Below are 22167 nucleotides of genomic sequence, written 5' to 3'. Positions count from 1 at the left end.
CCGCAGTTGTGGCAACGACCCTGAAGCACGCCGTACCCAAGGCCGAGGTCACCGCCTCCCTCGACCAGGTGCGCGCCACCGTCACCGACGTCATCGCGGACATCCGCGAGCGCGGCGACGCCGCCGTGCGCGAGTACTCCGAGAAGTTCGACAACTGGAGCCCCGACTCCTTCCGGCTCTCCGCGGAGGAGGTCGAGCGGATCGTCGCGTCGGTGCCGCGGCAGGTCATCGACGACATCCGGTTCGTCCAGGACCAGGTACGGAACTTCGCCCGCCGTCAGCTGGATTCGATGGGCGAGTTCGAGGTGGAGACCCTGCCGGGGGTGAGGCTCGGGCAGAAGCACATCCCCGTGCAGGCGGCCGGTGCCTACATCCCGGGCGGCCGTTACCCGCTCACCGCCTCGGCCCACATGACCATCGTGACCGCCAAGGTCGCGGGCGTGCCGAGGGTCGTCGCCTGCACGCCCCCGATCCGTGGTGAGATCCCGGCCGCCACCGTTGCCGCGATGCACCTGGCCGGGGCCGACGAGATCTGGCTCCTCGGCGGGGTGCAGGCTGTCGCCGCGATGGCCGTGGGCACCGACACCATGGAGCCGGTCAACCTGATCGCCGGGCCCGGCAACGCGTATGTCGCGGAGGCCAAACGGCAGCTCTTCGGGGAGATCGGCATCGACCTGTTCGCCGGGCCGACCGAGATCCTCGTCCTCGCCGACGACGACGCCGACCCCTTCGTCTGCGCCGTCGACCTGCTCTCCCAGGCCGAGCACGGCCCCGACTCCCCGGCCGTCCTCATCACCACCTCCCACGAGGTCGCCGAGAAGACCATCGCCGAGGTCGAGCGGATCCTGCCCGGCATGCCCACCCGGGACTTCGCCGGGCCCGCCTGGCGCGACCACGGCCAGGTCCACGTCGTCGACTCCCTCGAGGAGCTGTACTCCCTCGCCGACGAGTTCGCCTTCGAACATGTCGAGGTGCTGACGGCCGAGCCCCGACTGGCCCTGGACAAGATGACCCAGTACGGCGCCCTGTTCCTCGGCGAGGGCACCTGTGTGTCGTTCGGCGACAAGGTCATCGGCACCAACCATGTGCTGCCCACACGTGGTGCCGCGCGCTACACCGGCGGCCTGTGGGTGGGGAAGTACCTCAAGACGGTCACCTACCAGGAGGTCACCGACACCGACTCGCAGGCCCTGCTCGGCCGGCTGTGCGGGCGCGCCTCGCGCGTCGAGCTGTTCGAGGGACACGCGCGTTCCGGTGACGTACGGGCCGCGAAGGCGGCGGGCGACGAGCTGCCGTGGAACACCGCATGACGCTGCGCGGGCGTACGGCGCTGATCACGGGCGGGGGCGGACCGCTGGGGCGAGCCTTCGCGCTCGCCCTGGCGGGCGCCGGGGCCCGGGTGATCCTGGTCGGCCGCAACGAGCAGGCCCTCGCGGACGCGGCGGCCCGCGTCGGCAAGGAGGGCGGACAGGCCCGTATCGCCGTCTGTGACGTCTCCGACCCGGAGTCGGTGCGCTCGCTGGCCGCCGAACTCGCCGACGAGGACCTTTCGTTGCTCGTCAACAACGCCGGCGTCGCGGGCCCCGTGAAGCCCCTCGTCGACATCGAACCGGACGAGTGGGACGACGTGTTCGCCGCCAACGTCCGCGGCGTCTACCTGGTGTGCCGGGCCTTCCTGCCGCCGATGATCGAGGTCGGCCGCGGAGACGTCGTCAACGTCGCCTCGGTGAGCGGGAAGCGTCCGCTGCTCAACCGCACCCCGTACACCGCCTCCAAGATGGCGCTGCTCGGTCTGACGCGGACGCTGGCAGGAGAGGTCGGCCCGCGGGGTGTCGCGGTCAACTCCCTTTCCCCGGGGCCGGTTCGGGGACCGCGCATGGACCGCAACTTCCGTCTCACCGCCGAACTGACCGGCTGCACCGTGGAGGAGGCCGAACACGACTTCGCATCCCGGGCCGCACTGGGCCGGCTCGTCGAGGAGGACGAGGTCGCCCAGGCCCTCGTGGCCATGCTCGCGATGCCCGGCCTGTGCGGCGCGGACATCGATCTGTCGGCGGGGATGATCGCCCCGGCGTAGCAACCCCGTACGGCGAACGGCGAGGCGGGCGGCTCGACAGCCGCCCGCCTCGCCGTCGTGCATGCCCGGCGACGACGCCTATGGCCACTCTGTGTGAGCGCCATGAAACGGGCGGCGTGATCCGAGGCATCGGACTCCCGTATGCGTGTGTGAGGTGCCTATTCCCTGTTGTGCGGGGCTGATTCACTCCGTCGTGCGCACCTCAGGTGCCTCCGCACAGCCGTCGTAGACCCGTGTCCGACGGACGGCCGGTCACACTGCGCGACGGCGCACTCCACCCCTGGGAAGGCATGCAATGACGCTGATGACCCGACGCTCCATCCTGATCGCCGGTTCCGCCACGGCCGGAGCCGTGCTGCTGCCGGCAGCCGTCGCGACCGCCGCACCGGCGAGAGGGACCACACAGGCCACGGGCACGAAGATCTCCGTCGGCGCCGGTGAGACGTATGAGATCTCCGAGACGACGCGGGTGAGCGTGCTGTCGATCGCCGAGGGCGGCACGATCGCCGCGCCCGACGGCTACAGTCTCTCCCTGACCGTGGACGGCGTCGAGACGGGCCAACTGCTGACTGAAACCGGCGGCACCGCGACCCTCGTCCAGGCCGGTACCTATCGGGGTGACGTGGTCCTCACCGTGGCCGAGGCCAACGAAGTGACGTACGAGACGCTCACGTTCCCCTTCCGGCAGGCCCTGTACGTCGACGCCGACGGTGTCGTCCGGGAGAAGTCCGTCCTCACCGCCGTACAGGGCGGCAAGGTCACCGACGCCTTCGCCAAGAACGTCTCGATCACCTCCACCGGCGAGTGCTTCGACGGCGTCTTCGTGCAGGACAGCGCCTACTCGCTCCTGAGCCCCGTCATCTCCCTCACCGGCAACGGCCGTTGCGACTTCGCCGGCTACGGCGCCGCGGTCGTCGGCGACGGCTCGGCGACGACGCTGGTCCTGGACGGCGCGCGGATCTCGACCAAGGGCGTAGTACGCACCGGAGTCATCTCCAACGACGGCGCGAACGTCGTCGTCAAGAACTCGACGGTCCGCACCCGCAACGGAGTTCTGCCCTCCGACTACCAGGCCACCGTCGAGACCCCGTACATGGAGTCGGTGCCCTGGATGCTCGGCCTCGACGGTAACGTCCGCGCCACCAACCTCATCGGCAAGGGCAGCAAGGCCACCTACCTCAACTCCACGGTCTTCTCGGAGACTTGGGGTGCGCTGTCGGTCGAGGGCGGCAGCGGCCTCAAGCTGACGACGGTCAACAGCCACATCGGGAACACCGGGGAGTACGGCTACGGCACCTACGCCATCGGCGACGCGACCGTCCGCGTCCTCGGGTCGCAGTTCGACGTGGGCAGCTACGCGACCATCATCGCGGGTCCGGCCGCCGTCGTGCACTACGGCGCCAGCACCCGGGATGCCGTGGCCGCGCTCAACACCGAACTCGAACTCGGCCTGAGCAGCGCAGAGTTGGCCGCCCTACCGGCTCGCAGGACTGTCGTGAACTCCGGTCACTTCGGCTACATGTTCTTCGGCACCGGCACGCTCACCCTCGACGGCGGCACCGTCATCAACTCGGAGCGGGCGACCTTCCTCAACAAGGGCCAGCAGACCACGATCTCCGTCGACGGCACGGGCGGCACCCGGCTCAACCCGCGCGACGGGATCATCCTCCAGATGATCGAGCTGGACGACCCGGGCCCGGTGATGGTCGACGGCAAGATGCTGAACACCGGCGTCTACACCGAGCCCACCGGCGACCCGACGAAGGACTCCACCTTCGACGTCACCGCCGTCCACACCGCCGACGGGGCCGCCACCTTCACCTCCATCGCCCTCAAGGGCGACTTCTACAACGGCATGCGCAAGGGCAAGAACATGGTCCTCACCTTCGAGGACGCCACCGTCGAGGGCGTCATCTCGGCGACCACGGCCAAGCACGGCGTGTCCACCATCGACGCGTCCAACTTCTACGATCTGGGCATCGTGACCAACACCGTGCAGGCCGCCGTCAACAACGGCGCGATCGTCCAGCTGAACAGCGGCTCCACGTGGACGGTCACCGGCACCTCGTACCTGACGAGCCTCACCCTTGCCTCGGACGCGGCCGTCAAGGCGCCGCGCGGCAAGTCGGTGACCATGACGGTCGACGGCACGGCGACGACCGTCACGCCCGGCCAGACCTACACCGGCGCGATCACGCTGACCGTCGCGTGACCGACGGCGGAGGCGCGACGCTCACGCGAGCCGCGCCTCCGCCTCCTTCGCGATCCGGTCGAACTGCGCCCCCATGGCCGCCTGGAGGGCCTGCGCCCCCGACAGCGGACGGACCATGACCATCAGGTCGTCGATCAGGCCCTCCTCGTTGACATGGATGAAGTCGCAGCCGGTCAGCTCCCGGTCCCCGACCCGCGCGGTGAACACCAGCGCGTGGTCGGGGCCGTCCGCGTCGCCGATCTCCCGCAGATACCGGAAGTCCTCGAAGACCCGCGCGACCCCGTGCAGGATCGCCGCCGTGATCGCTTTCCCGGGGTACGGCTTGAACACGACCGGACTGCTGAAGACCACGTCCTCGGCCAGCAGCGCCTCGACGGCGTCCATGTCCTGTGCCTCGACCGCCTCGCGGAACGCACGCATCGGCTCACCTCATAGTCAATTATTTGAGTAGGTGTGGATGAGACTAATCAACCGCTGTTAGCGTGTCCATGTGTCTCTCAAGTACGCGGTCCTCGCGGCCCTCCTGGAAGGGGAGGCCTCGGGCTACGAGCTGTCCAAGGTGTTCGATGTGTCGCTGGCGAACTTCTGGCCCGCGACCCCGCAGCAGCTCTATCGCGAGCTGGAGCGCCTCGCGCAGGACGGGCTGATCCAGGCACGGGTGGTACAGCAGGAACGCAGGCCCAACAAACGGATGTTCACGCTCACCGAGGCCGGCCGGCACGACCTGAACGCCTTCGCCGCCGAGCCGCCCAGGCGCCCCACCGCGATCCGCGACGAGTTCCTGATCAAGATCCAGGCCATGGACGGTACGGACCCCGCGGCGATCCGCGAGCTGGTCGAGGAGCGCGGATCGTGGGCGCGGGGCAAGCTCGACCGCTACGAGAGGCTGCGCGAGCGGCTCCTCGCGGGCCGGACCGAGGAGGAGTACCTCCGTGACGCCGACCGCATCGGGCCGTATCTTACGCTGATGGCGGGGATCACCTTCGAGGAGGAGAACCTGCGCTGGTGCGATCGCGTTCTCGCGATCCTGAAGCAGCGGGTTGCCCTAGGCTGACGCGGATGTTCAGCCCCGAAGGTCCAAGCCTGCGTGAACTCACCGTCCAGGCACTCTCCTCCGTCGAGCGCGGCTACGACCTGCTCGCGCCGAAGTTCGACCACACCCCCTTCCGGACACCGGACTCGGTGCTCCGAGCCGTCGCCTCGGCACTGCGGCGGATCGGCCCCTTCGACGACGGACTCGACCTGTGCTGCGGCACCGGCGCGGGAGTCGGCGTGCTGGCCCGGGTCTGCCGGCGCAGCGTCACCGGAATCGACTTCAGTGCGGGCATGCTGTCCGTCGCCCGGGAGCGTGTCCGGTCCCGGGGGCCGCGTATCGCCTGGGTGCGCGGCGATGCCCGCGCGCTGCCGTTCGGCCCGGCCTTCGACCTCGTGGTGAGCTTCGGGGCGTTCGGTCACTTCCTGCCTCGTGAACTGCCGGGACTGTTCACCCAGGTCCACTCCGTGCTGCGTCCGGACGGCTGCTTCGCGTTCCCCGTCGTCGCCCCGCCCCGGCCGAGCTCGCGCGGCTACTGGATGCTGCTCGGCTTCGATGCCGTGATGAGGGTGCGCAACGCCGTCTGGCGGCCGCCGTTCGTCATGTATTACAGGGCCTTCCGGCTGACGGACGTCCGGCGGGAGCTGGAGCGGACCGGGTTCGCGGTCGATCTCCACGCCCTGCCCGAGTTCGGTCGCCGACGCGACGGCAGCCCGCGTGTGCGCATGGTCGTGGCGCGCCGGCTCCCGTAGGACACAGGGATCAGACGAAGCGCCGTACGAACGACAGCGCGGTGTCCGCGACCTCCTGCCAGCCGTGGTCGATGGTCAGCGCATGGCCGCGGTCCTTGATCTCGGTGATCTCGGTGATCCCCGGGTTGTGCTGCTGCCTCTTGAACGAGGCGTTGGCGATCGCCCACGGCACCGTGTGGTCCTTCTCGCCCGAGATGATCAGCAGCGGGCCGCGGTCCGGGTTCTCCGTGTCGACCTTCACCTCGGTCCACGGGTTGAGGTTCGCCGTGGCCGCCTGGAACAGCGGCGCGCCCGGCGCGGGCACCGCGAACGTCTCGTACAGCTCCTTGGCCTCCTCCTCGCTGACCGCGTTGGCGAAGCCGTAGCGGAACTGGTCGAAGGTGAGCGGGACGGCACGACTGCGGTTGGCCGGGTTGCTGAGGACCGGCGCCGCGGAGCGCAGCGACGAGATGGGCAGCGGCAGGACGCCCCTAAACGGCGCGGGGTCGATCGCGACGGACGCGAGGGACAGCCCGCGCCCGGCGAGGATCTGCGTGAGCAGCCCGCCGAACGAGTGACCGACGATCACCGGCTTGCGCGTCAGCCCGCCGATCAGCCCCGCGAGATGGTCGGCGACCTGCCCGACCGTCTTGCCGGCCAGGACTTCCGGGTGCTCGTTGGCCTCCTTGACCGTCTCCGGGTCATCGGGCCAGGACAGGGAGACCGGCGCGAATCCGGCCTGCTCGAAGTGGGCCGCCCAGCGGTCCCAGCTGCTGGGGAGGAGCCATAGTCCGTGGACGAAGACGACCGGAGTGCGATCGGTGGCGTTCGCCCGCTCGATCTGCTGTGCGTCATGGGTGGTCATACGTCGACGTTATGTGTCTTCGGTGCGCAGATCCGTCACTTGGCTGTATCTGTGGCGCGCCGACCGCATGGGTGTGCTCAGTGCGTCTGATGAGTCCAACGAGTACGAGCGGCAGGGCGCCGGTCACAGATCCCCGTCCAGTCCTGCGCCCCCCAGTGCCAGGGCGATCGCCGCGTCCGGCCCCAACTCCAGCCCCTCGCGGAACACTTCGGCGAACCTGGCGTCGCCGAGGGCGGCTCGTAGTCGGCGTTCGTACTCGCGGCGGAAGACGGTCGTGTCGGAACTGCCGAGCTGGGGCAGGCCCGCGGTCTGCCACAGGCGTCTGCTGACGCCGAGGAGGCGTGCCGCGAGCTCCGTCTCACCACGCGCGGCCTGCGCGGCCACCAGGAGGTCGGCGACCGCGGCGGCGCCGAGCCCGTCGTGCACCCGCCACTTGGCGGCCAGCGCCTCCCGGGCCGAGCGCAGCCCCTCCTCCGCGTGGCCCAGGCCGATCCCGGCGAGCGAGACGAAGAAGTCGCCCCAGGCCCGCATCCACAGCTCGCCGCGCTTGGCGCAGTCCGCGCGCAGCCGCTCGGCGACCGCCGCGCAGCGCTCGAACGCCGCCTGTCCGGCCAGGAGATACGCCTGGAGTGCGAGCGTGAGCAGTTGGAAGAACTCGGCGCCCCCATCGCCCCCGGGCGCCTGCGCCACGCTCCCGTAGAGCACGGCCGAGCGCGCCGACTCGCCCCGCACGGCGAGGCTTGCCCCGGTCAACGGAAGGGCGGGCACCGGAAGTTGACGCTCCTCGGCGAGCCACACATAGGCCGCGCTCACCGACTCGGCGGCATCCAGGTCGTCCGGCACGACCGTGACCAGCCGGTGCGCCCAGACCGCGAGGGTGTGCTCGGGTCCGCCGCCCTCGGGGGCCTGGCTCAGTGCCCGCTCCAAATAGCCGCGGCCCTCCTCCGCGAAGCCGCACGCGAACCAGAAGTACCAAAGGGTGCCCGCGAGTTCGAGCGCCGTCTCCGGCTCGGACGCCGTCAGGCACTCCTCCATGGCCAGGCGCAGGTTCGCGTGCTCCGCGGTCAGCCGCTCGGCCCACATCCGCTGACCCGGTCCGAGCCACTCCGCCTCGCCCTGACGGGCGATCCAGCGGAAATAGTCCTGGTGCCGGCGCGTGACCGTATCCCGGTCACCGAGCCCGTCCAGCCACTCGGCGCCGAACGAACGGACCGTGTCGAGCATGCGGTAGCGCACCGCGGCGCCCTCGCCCTCCCGGGTCACGATGGACTTCTCGGTGAGTGAGGCGAGCAGCGCGAGGACCTCCTCCGCGTCCAACGGCCCGCCGTGGCACACGAATTCGGCGGCCTCGACATCCCAGCCGCCCGCGAACACCGACAGCCGCGCCCACAGCAGCCGCTCCAGCGGAGTGCACAGCTCGTGGCTCCAGCCGATCGCGGTGCGCAGCGTCTGATGCCGGGCCAGGCGCGGCCGGGCAGGCGAGACGAGCAGGTCGAAGCGTGAGTCCAGCCCCTCCAGGAGCCGGTCGAGGGGGAACCCGCGCAGCCGTACGGCCGCCAACTCCAGGGCCAGCGGAATCCCGTCGAGACGGGAGCAGATCGCCGCCACATGGGCCCGGTTGGCGTCGGTCAGCGCGAACGACGGCACCGCCGCCGCGGCCCGGGCCGCGAACAGTGCCACCGCGTCGGCGTGCTCGCCCAGCGGCAGCGGCGCCACCGTCAGCAACTGCTCGCCGGGCACGCCCAACGGCTGCCGGCTCGTGGCGAGTACGCACAACTCCGGTGCGCGCGCCAGGAGTTCCTGTACGACATGCGCGCACTCGTCCAGGACGTGCTCGCAGGTGTCGAGGACGAGCAGCAGCGGCGCCCCCGCGAGGTGCTCACAGACCGCGTCGAGCAGTGGACGCAGGGTCTGCTCGGTCAACCGGGTCGCCTGCGCCACCGCGTTCGTCAGCAGCCCCGCGTCCCTGAGCTCCGACAGCTCCACCAGCCACGCCCCGCCCGGGAACGAGCCCCGGACCGCATGCGCGGCACGCAGCGCCAGCCGGGACTTCCCCACACCCCCGGGCCCCGTCAGTGTCACCAGTCGCGTGGTCACCAACAGGCTTGATATCTCGGCGAGTTCGGGCCGTCGGCCGACAAAGGTGTTGGCCTCGGCAGGGAGATTGCCGGTCCTGCCACCGTGCACCGAGGCCGCCATCGTCCCCCCTCACCGGAACCGATGGCGGTCACCCTAACCCCCTCACGGTGAGGCCGCTTCCGGCGTAACTTGGAAAAGGCCCGGCACACCCAGGGAGGTGCGGGCATGGCCGTCGTACCCGCCCTGAGAACCGTGGGACAGATGCGCCACGGTGACCATCTGCTTCTCGGCTACGACACCGACGAGGAGCGCGAGACGGTTCTCGCCGCGTTCCTGCTCGACGGCCTGGCCAGCGGCCACCGCGGGCTTGTCCTGCCGCCGGCGGAGATGCCGGCGGGTGTGGTCCTGTCCTTCCTGGAGGCGTACGGCTGCCGGGTCGACGAGGAGATCGCGCTCGGCCGGCTCCGCGTCGACCCGCATCTGGCCACCGCCGAGGGGCTGTGGGACCTGGACGAGGTGATCCGCCGCGAGGCCGGCCGCGCGGTCGGCGACGGATTCCTCGGGCTGCGGGTCTGCTCGGAGGTGCTGCGGGCGCAGGTCGCCAAGGGCCTCAAGACGCTGCACGACAGCGAGTTGCTCCTCGACCCCGTGTTCGCCGCGCTGCCGGTGCTCGGGATCTGCCTGTACGACCGTCGGGTCTTCGACGAGGCCGAACTGGCCCCGCTCGACGGGCTGCACCACGGCAGGGTGGGCGCCGACCACGTGTGGCACGACGGCCTGCTGTCCATCACCCGCACCTTCCTACCCCCCGGCCTCGCCTTGGCCGGGGAGGTCGACGACACGAACGTCACGGCCGTCGCCCGCGCCCTGCACGCCGAGCGGGCCCGCGCCCACACCCGCACCGCGAACGGCGCCCGCACCCGACTCGACCTGCGCGACCTGCGCTTCATCGACGTGGGCGCCCTGCGCCTGCTGGTCTTCTCGGCGCTCGGCCTGTCCGCGTCGGGCGGCACCCTCGTGCTGTCCGGCGTCGCCCCGCACCTCCAGCGGGTGATGCGGGTGACCGGCTGGGACCGCGTCCCCGGTCTATCCATCGACGACGGAGGTGAGGGGCCGTGAGCCGCACCGGCTTCGTCCACCAGGCCCTGTGTTACGGCTCGGACGAGGAATTCCTCGAAGGCACCGCCGACTTCGCCCGGGACGGCCTGGACGCCGGCGACGTCGTCCTTGCGGTCGTCCACGGCCACAACATCCCCCTGTTGGCCGACGAACTCGGCGACCGCGCCCAGGACATCGAGTTCAGGGACGCGGCCGACTGGTACGGCCACCCCTCACGCACCCTGGGCCAATACCACGCCCACTGCGCCGAGCAGCTCTCCGGCCGCCGGGTCCGGATCATCGGCGAACCCGTCTGGACGGGCCGCACCCCCTTCGAGACCCGGGAGTGGATGCGCTACGAATCCGTCCTCAACGTCGCCTTCGCCGACACCGGCCACTGGATCCTGTGCCCGTACGACACCCGCACGCTCCCCGCCACGGTCGTGCGCACCGCCCTGCGCACCCACCCCGAACTCGCCCTGGGCGCCCGCATGTCGGCCCCCAGTGGACGCTACGCCGACCCGGCGGACTTCGCGGCCGAATGCGACCGCGAGCGCCCGGCACTGCTGCCCGCCGCAGAGGACGGCCTCCGCTTCGCCCGGGGCGGCTCGGCCTATGTGCGGGGTGCCCTCGCCGCATGGGCCCGCGACCTGGGCGTCCCCGAGCAGCGGACGTACGACATGGTGGCCGCGGTCCACGAGGCCGTCGTCAACTGCGTGCGCCACGGCGGTGGACAGGGCGTGCTACGACTGCGCACCGACCCCGAGTACGTGATCTGCGAGATCTCCGACGGCGGCGCCCACACGACGGAGCCGCCCCCTGCCTTCCCCGGCCATCTGCCTCCCGAGCCGCACGCCGCGAGCGGCCACGGCATGTGGCTGGTACGGCAGTTGAGCGATCTCGTCGCCTCGGAATTCGGGCCGTCGGGCTCCGTCGTACAGCTGTACTTCCGGCGCCCGCGGACCGCGACATAGCCTCAGAGTGCGCTGTACAGGGCGTCGACCAGCGCCATCTTCCGTGGGTCGTTGGCGATATGGGGGCCCATGCGATTCATCACGTAGCCCAGCGACACCCCGGCCTCGGGGTCGGCGAGGCCGCAGGAGCCACCGAAGCCGTCGTGTCCGAAGGCCCGGGGGTTGGGCCCGTACGAGCCGTTCGGGCCGCTCAGCCACAGGCCGAGGCCGATCTCCGTCTCGCTCTCGAAACCGGCGCCGAGCACCAGGTCGCGGCAGCTGCCCTGCCCCTCGCGCACCCGCTCGGCCGCCTCGGGGGAGAGGACGCGGTGGCCATCGTAGAAGCCCTGGCCGACGAAGACGCCGTACAGCGCGGCGACCGCCCGCGCAGTGCCGTGGCCGTTGGCGGCCGGGAGCTCCGCTGCCCGCCACTCGGGCGTGTTGGCCTCGGCCGCGCCCACCAGCGGATTCGCCAGGGCGGCGAGCGCGGTGGGCGTCAACTGGGCGTAGATCGCTGCCTGTTCGCTGGTCCTCGCGGCCGGCGGATGCACCAGCTCGGCCGCTCGGTCGGCCTCCTTCTCCGGCAGCCCGATGGTGAAGTCGATCCCGAGCGGCCCGGTCACCTCCCGCTCCAGAAAGGCCCCCGGCAGCAGCCCCGACACCCGCCGTACCACCTCCCCGACCAGGAAGCCGAAGGTCAGCGCGTGATACCCGGACCGGGTCCCCGGCTCCCACCAGGGCTCCATCGCGGCGAGCCGGCCGGTCGTCAATTCCCAGTCGTAGAGCTGCGCCGGCGAGTGCGGCTCACGCAGCCCCGACAGGCCCGCGCGGTGCGACAGCAGGTGCCGAACGAGGATGCTCTCCTTGCCGGCTGCCGCGAACTCGGGCCAGTACTCGGCCACCGGCGCGTCGAGGTCGAGCAGCCCACGGTCGGCGAGGATGTGTGCGCAGAGCGACACCGGTCCCTTCGACGTCGACCACACGTTGACCAGCGTGTCCCGCTCCCACGCGCGCGTGCGCGCCGCGTCGGCCCACCCGCCCCACAGATCCACGACGGTCTCGCCCCCCACCACGACGGCCACGGCGGCGCCCAGCTCGCCCCGGTCCCGGAAGTTCTCCTCGAACGCCGTACGCACAGCGGTGAAGCGGGCGTCACAGTGACCGTCGATGTGTGGCTGGTGCTCGGACATGGGTCCTCCGTCGTCCACCGGAACCCCGGGCCGCGACACTGCGACCCGGACCCTCCGAACGTACCGACTGGTCGGACTGGGCGGAAGGGATCAGGCGTACGACCGCAGCCAGCGCAGCTTGGCCGCCTCCTGGTAAGGGCCGCCGCCCTCGTGGTCGTTGAAGTCGTACACCTCGATCGTCCTGTCCTCGTGCGCCCAGGCGTTGAAGGCCGCGTAGACCGTCGAGGGCGGGCAGGTCTGGTCCTCCAGGGCCGCGGAGAAGAGCGCGGGGGCGCCGGCGCGGGGCGCGAAGTGGACGGCGTCGAAGTAGGAGAGCGTGCGCAGGGTTTCCTCGGTGCGGCCGCGGTGGGTGTTGAGGTAGTTGCCGATCTCGCGGTACGGGTTGCGGTCCGTGAGGCGCGTCGCGCGGGGGTAGTCGCACAGGAACGGCACGTCCGGGGCGACCGCGGCCAGGTCCGGGACCAGACCGCCCACCGCGATCGCGATACCGCCGCCCTGGCTGGCACCGAGGGCCACCGTGCGCGCCGGGTCGGCCAGCGGGTGCGAGCGGGCCGCCTCCACGGCACGGACCGCGTCCGTGAACACCCGCCGGTAGTAGTAGTTCTCCGGTGCGTCGATGCCACGGGTCATGAAACCGGGGTACGCGGGCGCGCCGCCCACCGGGTCGGGCGTCCCGCCACCGCCGCCCCAGGCGCTGCCCTGGCCGCGCGTGTCCATCACGAAGTGCGCCCGGCCCGTCGACGCCCACAGCAGGTTCTCGTGCGGCAGGCCGCGCCCGCCGCCGTAGCCGATGAACTCCACGACCACCGGCAGCGGTCCCTCGGCGTCGGCCGGCAGCCGCAGCCAGCCCTTCACCGGGTGGCCGCCGAACCCGGCGAACGTCACGTCGTACACCCGCACCGTGGACAGCCCCGTGTCCACCGGCTCGAAACGGGCGTCCAGCTCGTGCTCGCGGGCCTCCTGCAGGGTCTTGGACCAGAAGGAGTCGAAGTCCTCGGGCTCCACGGACTCACTGCGGTACTCGCGCAACTCGGCGAGGGAAAGGTCGAACAGGGCCATCGATGACCGCCTTTGTGAAGTGGCCGTGCGGATGATCACACCGTACGTGCGCCGTCCGAGGACCCGCCAGGCCTCCGACCCGTCGGACACTTACGATGACGCCATGTCGTCTGCCGTGGAACTGCTGGTCAAGGACGCCGAACTGCTCGTCGTGGACGGGGAACGCGAGATCCCGGGCGGCTGGATCGCCGTCGCGGGCGGACGCGTCACCGCCGTCGGCGCCGTCGGCTCCGAACCCGAGGCCGCTACGACCGTCTCGGCGGCCGGGCGGCTCGTCACCCCCGGGCTGATCAACACGCATCACCACATCTACCAGAACCTCACCCGCTCCTACGCGCCCGCCGTCAACGGGTCGTTGTTCGACTGGCTGACCACGCTGTACCCGCTGTGGGCCGCGCTGGACGAGGAAGCCGCCTACGTGTCGGCGTACGTCGGCATGACCGAGCTGCTGATGGGCGGCTGCACCACCTCCTCCGACCACCTCTACGTCCACCCGCGCCCGAACCTCGTCGACGCCGAGATCCGCGCCGCCCGCGACATCGGCTTCCGCTTCCACGCCACCCGCGGCTCCATGACCCGCTCCGTGGAGGACGGGGGCCTGCCGCCCAGGAGCGTCACGCAGAGCACCGACGAGGTCCTCGCCGACAGCGAGCGCCTGATCAAGGCCCACCACGACCCCGCCCCGGGTGCGCTCGTCCGCGTCGCTCTCGCGCCCTGCTCGCCGTTCTCGGTGACCAAGGAGCTGATGACGGCGACCGCGGAACTCGCCGAGCGGTACGACGTACGCCTGCACACCCACCTCGCCGAGGACCGCGACGAGGACACGTACTGCCTTGAGACGTACGGCTGTCGGCCCGTCGAGTACTTCGAGGACACCGGCTGGATGAGCGACCGCACCTGGGTCGCGCACTGCATCTACCCGAGCGACGACGAACTGCGCCGCCTCGCGGCCGCCGGCGTCGGCGTGGCGCACTGCCCCAGCTCCAACATGCTCATCGGCGGCGGCACCGCGCGCGTGCGCGAGATGCGGGAGCTGGGCCTGCCCGTCGGCATCGGCTGCGACGGCTCCGCCTCGACCGACCACGCCTCGCTGTGGATGGAGACCCGGGGCGCGCTGCTGCTGGGGCGCTACCGGGGCGGGCCCGGCGCGATGACCGCGCGCGACGCCCTCGACATCGCGACCCGCGGCTCGGCCCGCTGCCTCGGCCGCGCCGACGAGCTGGGGCATCTGCGGCCCGGGGCCTGCGCCGACCTGGTCGTCTGGGACCTCCACGAGGTCGCGCTGGCCGGCGCGCTCAGCGACCCCGTCGAGGCCTGGCTGCGCTGCGGGCCCGCCCGCGCCTGGACCACGGTCGTCGGCGGCCGGGTCCTCGTCGACCGGAGCGAACCCGTCCTGCCCGCGCTGGCGGACGCGCTGCGCACGCACGGCCGGATCGCGCGCCGGATGCAGGAAATCGTCGTGTAGGGAGACTCTGGCGTAAGGGATCCAACTCTCCCACGACGGGCCGTCGTTGAACGGATACCGTGTGAGACCGACGTCGGCGTCTCGTCGGCGCACGCCGGGGGGTGGAGGGCGCATGAGCGGGGACATGCGGGCCGGAAGCGAGGAAGGGCGCGCCCAGGGCGGGGAGGGACGGGCCCAAGGCGGCGGGGACAAGCGGGTCGAGGGCGGGGACGGGCGGTCCCAGCTGCCCAAGCTGCGGCTCGACGAACTGCTGGAGGAGCTCCAGGGGCGGATCGAGACCGTGCGCGGCACGCGCGACCGGCTCCAGGGCCTGCTGGAGGCGGTGCTGTCGGTCGGCCGGGAACTCGAACTCAGTCAGGTGCTGCGCCGGATCGTCGAAGCCGCCATCGTGCTCGTCGACGCCGAGTACGGGGCGCTCGGCGTCATCAGCCGGCAGCAGCGGCTCGACCAGTTCATTCCGGTGGGACTCGACGACGAGGTGCGGGCGCTGATCGGCGACCTGCCTTCCGGACACGGTCTGCTCGGCGAACTCATCAACCACCCCGAACCGCTCCGGCTGGCGGAACTCTCCGAGCACCCGGCGTCGTCCGGGTTCCCGCCGCACCACCCGCCGATGCACAGCTTCCTCGGCGCCCCGATCCGGGTGCGGGACCGCGTGTTCGGCAACCTCTACCTGACCCAGAAGCGTGGCGGGGGAGAGTTCGACCCCGAGGACGAGGCCGTCCTGTCCACCCTCGCCGTCGCGGCCGGCGTCGCCATCGACAACGCCCGCCTGTACGCCGAGTCCAGGCTCCGGGAACGCTGGCTGGAGGCCGGCGCCGAGGTCATCAGCCGGCTGCTGTCCGGGGCGCCCGAGGCGCAGGTCCTCGAAGTGATGCTGGAGCGCGCCCGCGAGATCACCGGCGCCGAACTGGGCGTCGTCGACCTGGTCATGGAGGACACCGGCCAACTGCGCGGCGCGCTCGCCCTGGGCCGGCACGCCGAGACGCACCGCGGTCTGATCCTGCCCCCGGAGGGCACCCTCGCCGGCGCCGCACTGTCCGCGGGCGGCCTCGTGACCACCAACGACGTGACCAGGGATCCCCGGATCACCTACGGGCCCGACCGCTGGGCCGGCCTCGGACCGGCGCTGGCCGTGCCCATGGGGACCCTGGAGGGACTGCGCGGTGTCCTCATGCTCGCCCGCGGAGCCGGCCGGCCGCCCTTCACGGAGGTCGAGACCACACCGCTCCTCGGCTTCGCCGGACAGGCGGCCCTCGCCATGGAACTCGCCGAACGGCGCCGCGACACCGAGCAGATGAGCCTCCTCGAAGACCGCGACCGTATCGCCCGTGACCTGCACGACCTGGCCATCCAACGGCTGTTCGCCACCGGCATGACCCTGCAGAGCGCTCAGCGCTTCGTCCAGCACCCTCAGGCCGCCGACCGCCTCGGCCGGGCCGTCGACGACCTGGACACCACCATCAAGATCATCCGCTCCACCATCTTCGGCCTGCGCGCCCACGAGACACCCGTGGCCGGCCTGCGCATCAGGGTCGTGGGCGCCCTGGAGGAGGCCGCCGGGGTGCTCGGCTTCACGCCGGCACTGCGCATGGAGGGGCTGATCGACGTCGAGGTACCGGCGAACGTCGCCGAGGACGCCGTAGCCGTCGTGGGCGAGGCCCTCACCAACGTGGCCCGGCACGCCCAGGCCACCGCCGCCGAGGTCACGCTCGTCGTCCGGGAGGGACGCCTGACCCTCTCCGTCGGTGACAACGGCGTCGGCTTCAAGGAGGGCGGCCGCCGCAGCGGACTGCGCAACATCGAGGAACGCGCCGAACGGCTGGGCGGGAAGCTGTCGGTGGCGATGCGGGAGGAGGGCGGCACCCGCCTGGAGTGGCGGGTACCGCTCGGCCCGCGCTGAGGCCTACGCCGCGACGGCGCCCACCTTCCTTGAAGCAGTCAGCCGGAGGTGCCCTCCCGCCGGTTCGGCGGCAGTTGCGCGGCGAGCACCGCGGCCTGCACGCGCCGCTCCACGCCCAGCTTGGCCAGCAGCCGTGAGATCCCGTTCTTCACCGTCTTCTCGGACAGATACAGCCGCTGCCCGATCTGCCGGTTGGTGAGTCCGTCGCCGATGAGCCCCAGGATCTCCAGCTCGCGCTCCGACAGCCCGGCAAGCCGCGGGTCCCCCTGCCCCTCCGCGGCTTCGCCCGGACCGCGCAGGGTGCTCATCAGGCGCGCGGTCGTCGCCGGGTCGAGCATCGACTGTCCCGAGGCGACCGTGCGCACCGCCGAGACCAGGTCGGAACCCTTGATCTGCTTCAGGACGTATCCCGAGGCCCCCGCCATGATCGCGTCGAGCAGCGCGTCGTCGTCATCGAACGACGTCAGCATCAGACACGCCAACTCCGGCAGCCGGGACCGCAGTTCACGGCAGACGGTGATGCCGTCACTGTCCGGCAGCCGTACGTCGAGGATCGCCACGTCCGGCCTGAGCGCCGGCCCGCGCACCAGCGCCTGTTCACTGGTGGCCGCCTCGCCGACCACCTCCATGTCCGGCTCGGCGTCGATCAGGTCGTGCAGACCCCGCCGGACCACCTCGTGGTCGTCGAGAAGGAAGACCCGCACTGGCGCGGTCCTGGGCACCTGTTCTGGTTCGGGCATGGCACGACTCCCCGGTCGTTGGCGACCCCGGCTCTCGATCGTGACCCACCCGGCCGTGAAGTCACCAGGGCCGAACGGTCCCTTCCAGCGTGGCACCGCTGCCGTAGGGGGCGTACAGGTCGAGCAGCCGGGTGCGCGCGGCATGCAGCCGGTGGGCGAGGACGGTGCCGACCCACCGGCTCACCGCCGTTCCCAGTGCGGGGTCGGACTGGCACAACAGCCGTACGGTCATGGCATCCAGCTCGTAGGCCCGCACCGGAAGTACGGCCTGCGCACCGAGTTGCCACACGTACGGCGGGAACAGCCAGGACCAGCCGATGAGTTCACCGTGCCCGAGGGTCTCGATCACCGGGGCGCGGCGGCCCGGCACACGCATGTCGAGGGCGACCGCGCCGGAACGCACGATCCAGAAGTGGTTGGCGCTCCCACCCTCCTCGAAGATCCGGGCGCCCTGCGGAAACGACACCTCCCGGGCCAGCCGCATCAGGCGTCCGCGGTGCTCGGCCTCAAGGGCCTGGGCCATGCGGGTGCTCAATGTTGCGGTCATACCGGGTCTCCCTTCCGGAGCGCCGCGGGGTCTCCTGGCGCCGTACGCCGTGGTGGATGCTTGCAGAGTGCCCTGCGCGGACCGGCGCGCTAAGGGGCCAACCGGCCCTCGCGCAGGACCCGTTGGGCCCGGTCGGCGCTCCCTCGCACCCCGTACGTCACGCCCGGCGCCGTGTCCACTTCGATCCACCCCTGTCGTCATGGCCGCAGCGACGATCCAGCCGTCCGGGTGATGTCCCTGGCGGCCGCTCACGCCGTCCCTTCTCATGGATATCGGCTGCCCGCCGCGGCCTCGTACCCCGTATCCGAGGAGGCCCGGACCGGCATGACGGACCACGCGCGCATCGACGTCCACCAGCATCTGATCCCGCCGGACCGCCGGCGTGCGATGGGCGGCCGGGCCGCGGCGCTGGGCTGGCCCCCGCCCGTGTGGGACGAGCCCGGCGCGATCGCGATGATGGACCGCCGGTCGATCGCCACCGGCATGCTGTCGTACGCGGCGCCGCTCGCCGCCCCCGACGACCCCGGCGGGGCACGCGAGGTGGCCAGGCGCGTCAACGAGTACACCGCCGAACTGGTCAAGGACCGGCCGGACCGTTTCGGTCACTTCGCCGTCCTTCCCCTGCCCGACGTGGACGGTGCGCTCGCCGAGGCCGTGCACGCCTTGGACGAACTGGCCGCCGACGGCGTGATGGTCCTGTCCAACGCCCACGGCCGCTACCTCGGCGACCCGGCGTTCGAGCCGCTGTGGGCGGAGCTGGACTCCCGGGACGCCGTCGTCCTCGTCCATCCCACAGCGCCGCCCGGCACCCCGGACCCGGACCTGCCACCCGGCCCACTGGTGGACTTTCCCTATGCCTGATCCCACGGCTGGCGCGGGCCTGGAGACGGAGCGTTCCCTCGACCGGGGCGCGAGAGCCTCAGCCGAACCGCTCGATGCGGATCCGCTCCACGGGCTGACCGGCCTCGACGAGAAGCCGCGAGGCGTGCTCCGCGAAGGCGTTGGAGCCGCACACATAGGCCTCCCACCCACCGGCAGGCGGATCAGCGAGGAGCGGCGCCACATGTGCGGCCGCCATACGTCCCACGGGCACACCCTCCGGCGCGTTGCGCGTGAAGACCGGTGTGGTCTCCACACCCAACTCCCGTGCGTAGATGAGCTCCTCGGGACTCCGCGCCGACACCAGCAGCCGCAGCGGCACGGACAGGCCCCGCGCTCGGTGATGCCGCACCATCGCCATCAGCGGTACGACCCCGGAACCGGCGCCGATCAGCAGCGCGGGCCGGTCGCCAGGCCAGGCGAAGAAGCCGCTCAGGGGACCGCGCACCTCGACCTCGTCACCGGGCTCGGCCCTGGTGTGGAACCAGCCCGAGACCTCGCCGCCCTCGACATGGTCCAGGGTCAGCTCGATGTGCCCGGAGTCCTCGGGCGCCGACGCGATCGAGTAGTGGCGCTGGGCCACATAGCCGTCCCCGGCGGTCAGCCGCAGCATGAGGTGCTGTCCTGGCAGATGGCCCGCCCAAGCAGGCACCGCGAACCGGAACGTCGAGGCGAGCGGTGTCTCCCGGCGGATCTCGGTGAGCGTGGCGGTCTGCCACACCGCGGCGGCACGGTTGCTCACGGCGATGCGCCCGGGCACGGCGAAGCGCGTCGGAGGCACAAACGGAGTGGAGGAGGGCACCTGCGATGCGAACGTCTCAGTCACCGGAGTACCGCTGTTCCTCCCAGGGGTTGCCCCGCGCGTGATAGCCGTTCTGCTCCCAGAAACCCGGCTCGTCGTGGTCGAGGAGCGTGAGGCCCGCGATCCACTTGGCGCTCTTCCAGAAGTACAGATGCGGCACCAGCAGCCGCGCCGGCCCGCCGTGCTCCGGAGCGAGCGGCTGCCCGTCGTACTCCCACGCGATCCACGCCCGCCCGCCGGTCAGGTCCGCCAGCGGGAGATTGGTGGTGTACCCGGTGTGCGAGTAGGCGACGACATGTGTGGCGGACACATGGGGGCGCACCACATCGAGGAACGTGTCCAGGGACACGCCCCCGAACCGCACCCCGAACTTCGACCAGCTCGTCACGCAGTGGATGTCGCCCTCGTACGCCGACGCCGGCAGCTCGTGCGCCTGCTCCCAGCTCCAGGTGCGGGGCTCCGCCACCAGACCGTCGATGCGGAAGCTCCAGTCGGCGGGCGCCAACTCGGGCGTGACCTCCGCGGAGAGGACGGGCCAGTCCTCGCCCGCGTCGTACTGACCGGGCGGCAGCCCGGCGTTCTCGACGCGCGGGCGTCCGGTGAAGCCTCGGGTGACGTGCATACGGGTCCTGCCTCCAAATTCCTGAGCATTCAACCGTACGCGCCTGTCAGCTATGCCCTGGCCCCTGACGGCAGCACGATCATTAAGGCCGTATGAAGTCTCCGCGTACCCGGGAATAGCGCCCCGGCCATCCCTCTTCCCATCCAGTGCAGGATCCGGTGGCCGTTACAGCCGGTACCGCGGCGACAGCGAAGGAGAGTGCAAGCACATGCCCAAGGCGTACGTCTTCACACGCGACGGGGGCCCGGAGACCGAGGCGTTCGTCGAACTGGACCGGCCTGTGCCCGGCCCGGGCCAGGTGCTCGTCGCCGTCCGTGCGGCGGGCGTGAACCCCGTCGACTGGAAGCTGCGCTCGGGATTCCGGCGCCTCGGGGACACCCGGAGAACGTTCCCCGCCGTCCTGGGCAGCGAGGCATCCGGGATCGTCGAGGAGATCGGCGCCGGAGTCGAGGGCTTCGCCGTCGGCGACGAGGTCTTCGGCAACACACCGGCCGGCGCGTTCGCCGAGTACGCGCTGACGCCCGCCGCCCTGACCGCGCACAAGCCCGTCGGCCTGTCCTTCACGGACGCGGCAGCCCTGCCCGTCGCCGCGGCGACCGCCTACGACGGCGTCCGCCAGCTCGACCTGCCCTCCGGCGCGACCGTGCTGATCACCGGCGCGGGCGGCGGGGTCGGCGTGGCGGCGGTGCAGATCGCGAAGGCCTTCGGGCTGAATGTCGTAGGACTCGCGAGCGACGGCAAGAAGGACCTCGTCGAGTCGCTCGGCGCGGTCCACGTCCCGTCGGGCCCGGGCTTCGCGGACCGGGTGCGGGCGGCCGCGCCGGTCGGCGTCGACGGCGTCTACGATCTCGTCGGCGAGAAGGTGCTCGCCGAGGCGGCGACCCTGCTCACCGACCGGACGAAGCTGATCACGGCCGGGTCTCCGCCCCAGGTCGTGGCAGAACTGGGCGGCGCCCGTGTAGCCCGCGCCGGCACCTCCGGCGTCCTGGACGCGGTGGCGGCCCTCGTGGTGAGCGGCGAGTTGGACCCGCACGTCACCAGCACCTTCCCGCTCGACCGGGCCGGCGAGGCGCTGCGCACCGTCGAGGAGGGTCACGCCACCGGCAAGGTCGTGATCGAGGTCGCCGCATGAGCACGACCGGGCCGATACGACACCACGTCCTCGACAACCCCGCCCTCGCCGCGCTGACCGGCCCGCACGCCCACTTCGCCGAACGGCACGGCCGGGTGCTGCGCTACCCGGTCGACGTCTCCCCGTGGCTCGCCCTGCCCGACGAGCCCGAGCCCGACGACTGGGCAGATCTCGCGGCGTTCGCGGGCCCCGGGGCCGAGGTCCTGCTGACCGGCTACGTGGGACGGATCCCGGACGACTGGGAGATCACGTTCCAGGTCGAGGGCGTGCAGTTCGTGGACGACGGGCTGGCCGCCGTACCGGACCCGGAGACGGTCCGCCTCGGCCCCGCCGACGTGCCCGAGATGCTCGCCCTCGTCGCCCGGACCAAGCCGGGCCCGTTTCTGCCCCGGACGATCGAGCTCGGCACCTACCTGGGAATCCGGCGGGACGGTGCCCTGGTCGCCATGGCGGGGGAGCGGCTGCGTCCGCCGGGCTGGACCGAGATCAGCGCGGTCTGCACCGACCCCGCCGCCCGGGGCGAGGGCCTCGCGACCCGGCTGATCCTCGCCGTCGCCCACGGCATCCGCGAACGCGGCGAGACGCCCTTCCTGCACACCGGCGCCGGCAACACCAACGCCGTACGCCTGTACGAGTCCCTGGGTTTCCGGCTGCGCCGCACCACCGCGTTCCTGGCGGCCCGCGCGCCCGAACGCCTCGCGGACGAACGGGCCGTGTCCGTGTCCTGACGAGAAGGAGAGATGGGCCGTCTGCCGACGAGGCGGCCCACCGGACCCGCCC

At 71.6% G+C, this 22167-nt stretch carries 21 protein-coding genes; 12 read left to right on the top strand and 9 right to left on the bottom strand.

The annotated features are described in order from the left end of the window. Nucleotides 1-8 precede the first annotated feature (8 nt). The 3 genes from hisD to AC5DRG_RS04665 all read left to right on the top strand — a co-directional run bounded on the left by hisD (nucleotide 9) and on the right by AC5DRG_RS04665 (nucleotide 4289). Nucleotides 9-1310: a histidinol dehydrogenase gene (gene hisD / locus AC5DRG_RS04675; protein ID WP_491808259.1), complete on the top strand. Its 1302-nt coding sequence runs from the start codon at nucleotides 9-11 to the stop codon at nucleotides 1308-1310. After that, on the top strand, nucleotides 1307-2077 hold the full coding sequence (locus AC5DRG_RS04670; RefSeq protein ID WP_491808257.1) for an SDR family NAD(P)-dependent oxidoreductase: 771 nt from the start codon (nucleotides 1307-1309) through the stop codon (nucleotides 2075-2077). Before hisD ends, AC5DRG_RS04670 begins: the two co-directional genes overlap by 4 nt. A gap of 304 nt (nucleotides 2078-2381) precedes the next feature. After that, nucleotides 2382-4289 carry a hypothetical protein gene (locus AC5DRG_RS04665; protein ID WP_491808256.1) on the top strand — a complete coding sequence of 636 codons (1908 nt, stop codon included), beginning with the start codon at nucleotides 2382-2384 and terminating at the stop codon, nucleotides 4287-4289. Nucleotides 4290-4310: 21 nt separating this feature from the next. Here the strand turns inward: AC5DRG_RS04665 and AC5DRG_RS04660 are convergent, their stop codons facing one another. Beyond that, a complete protein-coding gene (locus AC5DRG_RS04660) occupies nucleotides 4311-4709 on the bottom strand; it encodes a nuclear transport factor 2 family protein (protein ID WP_491808254.1) in 399 nt (132 codons plus the stop codon). A gap of 70 nt (nucleotides 4710-4779) precedes the next feature. Here AC5DRG_RS04660 and AC5DRG_RS04655 point away from each other — a divergent pair, with 70 nt between their 5' ends. Next, nucleotides 4780-5343, top strand: coding sequence for a PadR family transcriptional regulator (locus AC5DRG_RS04655; RefSeq protein ID WP_491808253.1), 564 nt, complete (start codon nucleotides 4780-4782; stop codon nucleotides 5341-5343). Between the two features lie 5 nt (nucleotides 5344-5348). Beyond that, the gene (locus tag AC5DRG_RS04650; RefSeq protein ID WP_491808252.1) at nucleotides 5349-6074 is read left to right on the top strand and encodes a class I SAM-dependent methyltransferase; all 726 of its coding nucleotides are present in this window, start codon (nucleotides 5349-5351) and stop codon (nucleotides 6072-6074) included. A gap of 10 nt (nucleotides 6075-6084) precedes the next feature. On the opposite strand, the gene AC5DRG_RS04645 is transcribed toward AC5DRG_RS04650, so the two are convergent. Beyond that, on the bottom strand, nucleotides 6085-6918 hold the full coding sequence (locus AC5DRG_RS04645) for an alpha/beta hydrolase (protein ID WP_491808251.1): 834 nt from the start codon (nucleotides 6916-6918) through the stop codon (nucleotides 6085-6087). Between the two features lie 123 nt (nucleotides 6919-7041). After that, a complete protein-coding gene (locus AC5DRG_RS04640) occupies nucleotides 7042-9015 on the bottom strand; it encodes an ATP-binding protein (RefSeq protein ID WP_491808249.1) in 1974 nt (657 codons plus the stop codon). 207 nt (nucleotides 9016-9222) lie between these two features. Here AC5DRG_RS04640 and AC5DRG_RS04635 point away from each other — a divergent pair, with 207 nt between their 5' ends. Next, nucleotides 9223-10116, top strand: coding sequence for an MEDS domain-containing protein (locus tag AC5DRG_RS04635; RefSeq protein ID WP_491808248.1), 894 nt, complete (start codon nucleotides 9223-9225; stop codon nucleotides 10114-10116). Next, on the top strand, nucleotides 10113-11069 hold the full coding sequence (locus tag AC5DRG_RS04630; protein ID WP_491808246.1) for an anti-sigma factor RsbA family regulatory protein: 957 nt from the start codon (nucleotides 10113-10115) through the stop codon (nucleotides 11067-11069). Before AC5DRG_RS04635 ends, AC5DRG_RS04630 begins: the two co-directional genes overlap by 4 nt. Nucleotides 11070-11071: 2 nt before the next feature. Here the strand turns inward: AC5DRG_RS04630 and AC5DRG_RS04625 are convergent, their stop codons facing one another. Beyond that, nucleotides 11072-12238, bottom strand: a complete 1167-nt coding sequence (locus AC5DRG_RS04625) for a serine hydrolase domain-containing protein (RefSeq protein WP_491808244.1) — start codon at nucleotides 12236-12238, stop codon at nucleotides 11072-11074. A 90-nt stretch (nucleotides 12239-12328) separates the two neighbouring features. Beyond that, nucleotides 12329-13297, bottom strand: coding sequence for an acetylxylan esterase (locus AC5DRG_RS04620; protein ID WP_491808243.1), 969 nt, complete (start codon nucleotides 13295-13297; stop codon nucleotides 12329-12331). A gap of 103 nt (nucleotides 13298-13400) precedes the next feature. Between AC5DRG_RS04620 and AC5DRG_RS04615 the strand changes: the two genes are divergently transcribed. Further along, entirely contained in the window at nucleotides 13401-14762 is a 1362-nt protein-coding gene (locus tag AC5DRG_RS04615) for an 8-oxoguanine deaminase (protein WP_491808242.1), read from the top strand. A 112-nt stretch (nucleotides 14763-14874) separates the two neighbouring features. Beyond that, nucleotides 14875-16665 carry a sensor histidine kinase gene (locus AC5DRG_RS04610; RefSeq protein ID WP_491808241.1) on the top strand — a complete coding sequence of 597 codons (1791 nt, stop codon included), beginning with the start codon at nucleotides 14875-14877 and terminating at the stop codon, nucleotides 16663-16665. A 38-nt stretch (nucleotides 16666-16703) separates the two neighbouring features. Here AC5DRG_RS04610 and AC5DRG_RS04605 read toward each other — a convergent pair whose 3' ends face one another. Together AC5DRG_RS04605 and AC5DRG_RS04600 are read right to left on the bottom strand one after the other, a co-directional pair. Beyond that, complete coding sequence (locus tag AC5DRG_RS04605; protein WP_491808240.1) at nucleotides 16704-17405, bottom strand: response regulator; 702 nt, start codon at nucleotides 17403-17405, stop codon at nucleotides 16704-16706. Nucleotides 17406-17466: 61 nt separating this feature from the next. Continuing rightward, nucleotides 17467-17952, bottom strand: a complete 486-nt coding sequence (locus tag AC5DRG_RS04600) for a cyclic nucleotide-binding domain-containing protein (protein WP_491808239.1) — start codon at nucleotides 17950-17952, stop codon at nucleotides 17467-17469. Nucleotides 17953-18276: 324 nt separating this feature from the next. On the opposite strand from AC5DRG_RS04600, the gene AC5DRG_RS04595 reads away from it, so the two are divergent. Then, the gene (locus AC5DRG_RS04595; protein WP_491808238.1) at nucleotides 18277-18813 is read left to right on the top strand and encodes an amidohydrolase family protein; all 537 of its coding nucleotides are present in this window, start codon (nucleotides 18277-18279) and stop codon (nucleotides 18811-18813) included. Nucleotides 18814-18871: 58 nt separating this feature from the next. On the opposite strand, the gene AC5DRG_RS04590 is transcribed toward AC5DRG_RS04595, so the two are convergent. Then, nucleotides 18872-19633, bottom strand: coding sequence for a ferredoxin reductase (locus tag AC5DRG_RS04590; RefSeq protein ID WP_491812969.1), 762 nt, complete (start codon nucleotides 19631-19633; stop codon nucleotides 18872-18874). A gap of 16 nt (nucleotides 19634-19649) precedes the next feature. Beyond that, nucleotides 19650-20255 carry a sulfite oxidase-like oxidoreductase gene (locus AC5DRG_RS04585; RefSeq protein WP_491808237.1) on the bottom strand — a complete coding sequence of 202 codons (606 nt, stop codon included), beginning with the start codon at nucleotides 20253-20255 and terminating at the stop codon, nucleotides 19650-19652. Between the two features lie 208 nt (nucleotides 20256-20463). Here AC5DRG_RS04585 and AC5DRG_RS04580 point away from each other — a divergent pair, with 208 nt between their 5' ends. Continuing rightward, nucleotides 20464-21387: a quinone oxidoreductase family protein gene (locus AC5DRG_RS04580; RefSeq protein ID WP_491808236.1), complete on the top strand. Its 924-nt coding sequence runs from the start codon at nucleotides 20464-20466 to the stop codon at nucleotides 21385-21387. Further along, on the top strand, nucleotides 21384-22115 hold the full coding sequence (locus AC5DRG_RS04575; RefSeq protein ID WP_491808235.1) for a GNAT family N-acetyltransferase: 732 nt from the start codon (nucleotides 21384-21386) through the stop codon (nucleotides 22113-22115). Before AC5DRG_RS04580 ends, AC5DRG_RS04575 begins: the two co-directional genes overlap by 4 nt. Nucleotides 22116-22167 lie beyond the last annotated feature (52 nt).

The sequence above is a fragment of the Streptomyces sp. JLBG701 genome, from assembly GCF_058544905.1.
This window is presented reverse-complemented; position numbering and strand designations above follow the sequence as displayed.

Bases quoted from the DNA above. Each gene is read 5' to 3' on its own strand.
- AC5DRG_RS04615 (WP_491808242.1), top strand. From the start codon at position 13,401: ATGTCGTCTGCCGTGGAACTGCTGGTCAAGGACGCCGAACTGCTCGTC.
- AC5DRG_RS04670 (WP_491808257.1), top strand. From the start codon at position 1,307: ATGACGCTGCGCGGGCGTACGGCGCTGATCACGGGCGGGGGCGGACCG.
- AC5DRG_RS04620 (WP_491808243.1), bottom strand. From the start codon at position 13,297: ATGGCCCTGTTCGACCTTTCCCTCGCCGAGTTGCGCGAGTACCGCAGT.
- AC5DRG_RS04595 (WP_491808238.1), top strand. From the start codon at position 18,277: ATGACGGACCACGCGCGCATCGACGTCCACCAGCATCTGATCCCGCCG.
- AC5DRG_RS04625 (WP_491808244.1), bottom strand. From the start codon at position 12,238: ATGTCCGAGCACCAGCCACACATCGACGGTCACTGTGACGCCCGCTTC.
- AC5DRG_RS04635 (WP_491808248.1), top strand. From the start codon at position 9,223: ATGGCCGTCGTACCCGCCCTGAGAACCGTGGGACAGATGCGCCACGGT.
- AC5DRG_RS04660 (WP_491808254.1), bottom strand. From the start codon at position 4,709: ATGCGTGCGTTCCGCGAGGCGGTCGAGGCACAGGACATGGACGCCGTC.
- AC5DRG_RS04605 (WP_491808240.1), bottom strand. From the start codon at position 17,405: ATGCCCGAACCAGAACAGGTGCCCAGGACCGCGCCAGTGCGGGTCTTC.
- AC5DRG_RS04585 (WP_491808237.1), bottom strand. From the start codon at position 20,255: ATGCACGTCACCCGAGGCTTCACCGGACGCCCGCGCGTCGAGAACGCC.
- AC5DRG_RS04610 (WP_491808241.1), top strand. From the start codon at position 14,875: ATGAGCGGGGACATGCGGGCCGGAAGCGAGGAAGGGCGCGCCCAGGGC.
- AC5DRG_RS04575 (WP_491808235.1), top strand. From the start codon at position 21,384: ATGAGCACGACCGGGCCGATACGACACCACGTCCTCGACAACCCCGCC.
- AC5DRG_RS04580 (WP_491808236.1), top strand. From the start codon at position 20,464: ATGCCCAAGGCGTACGTCTTCACACGCGACGGGGGCCCGGAGACCGAG.
- AC5DRG_RS04665 (WP_491808256.1), top strand. From the start codon at position 2,382: ATGACCCGACGCTCCATCCTGATCGCCGGTTCCGCCACGGCCGGAGCC.
- AC5DRG_RS04645 (WP_491808251.1), bottom strand. From the start codon at position 6,918: ATGACCACCCATGACGCACAGCAGATCGAGCGGGCGAACGCCACCGAT.
- AC5DRG_RS04650 (WP_491808252.1), top strand. From the start codon at position 5,349: ATGTTCAGCCCCGAAGGTCCAAGCCTGCGTGAACTCACCGTCCAGGCA.
- AC5DRG_RS04600 (WP_491808239.1), bottom strand. From the start codon at position 17,952: ATGACCGCAACATTGAGCACCCGCATGGCCCAGGCCCTTGAGGCCGAG.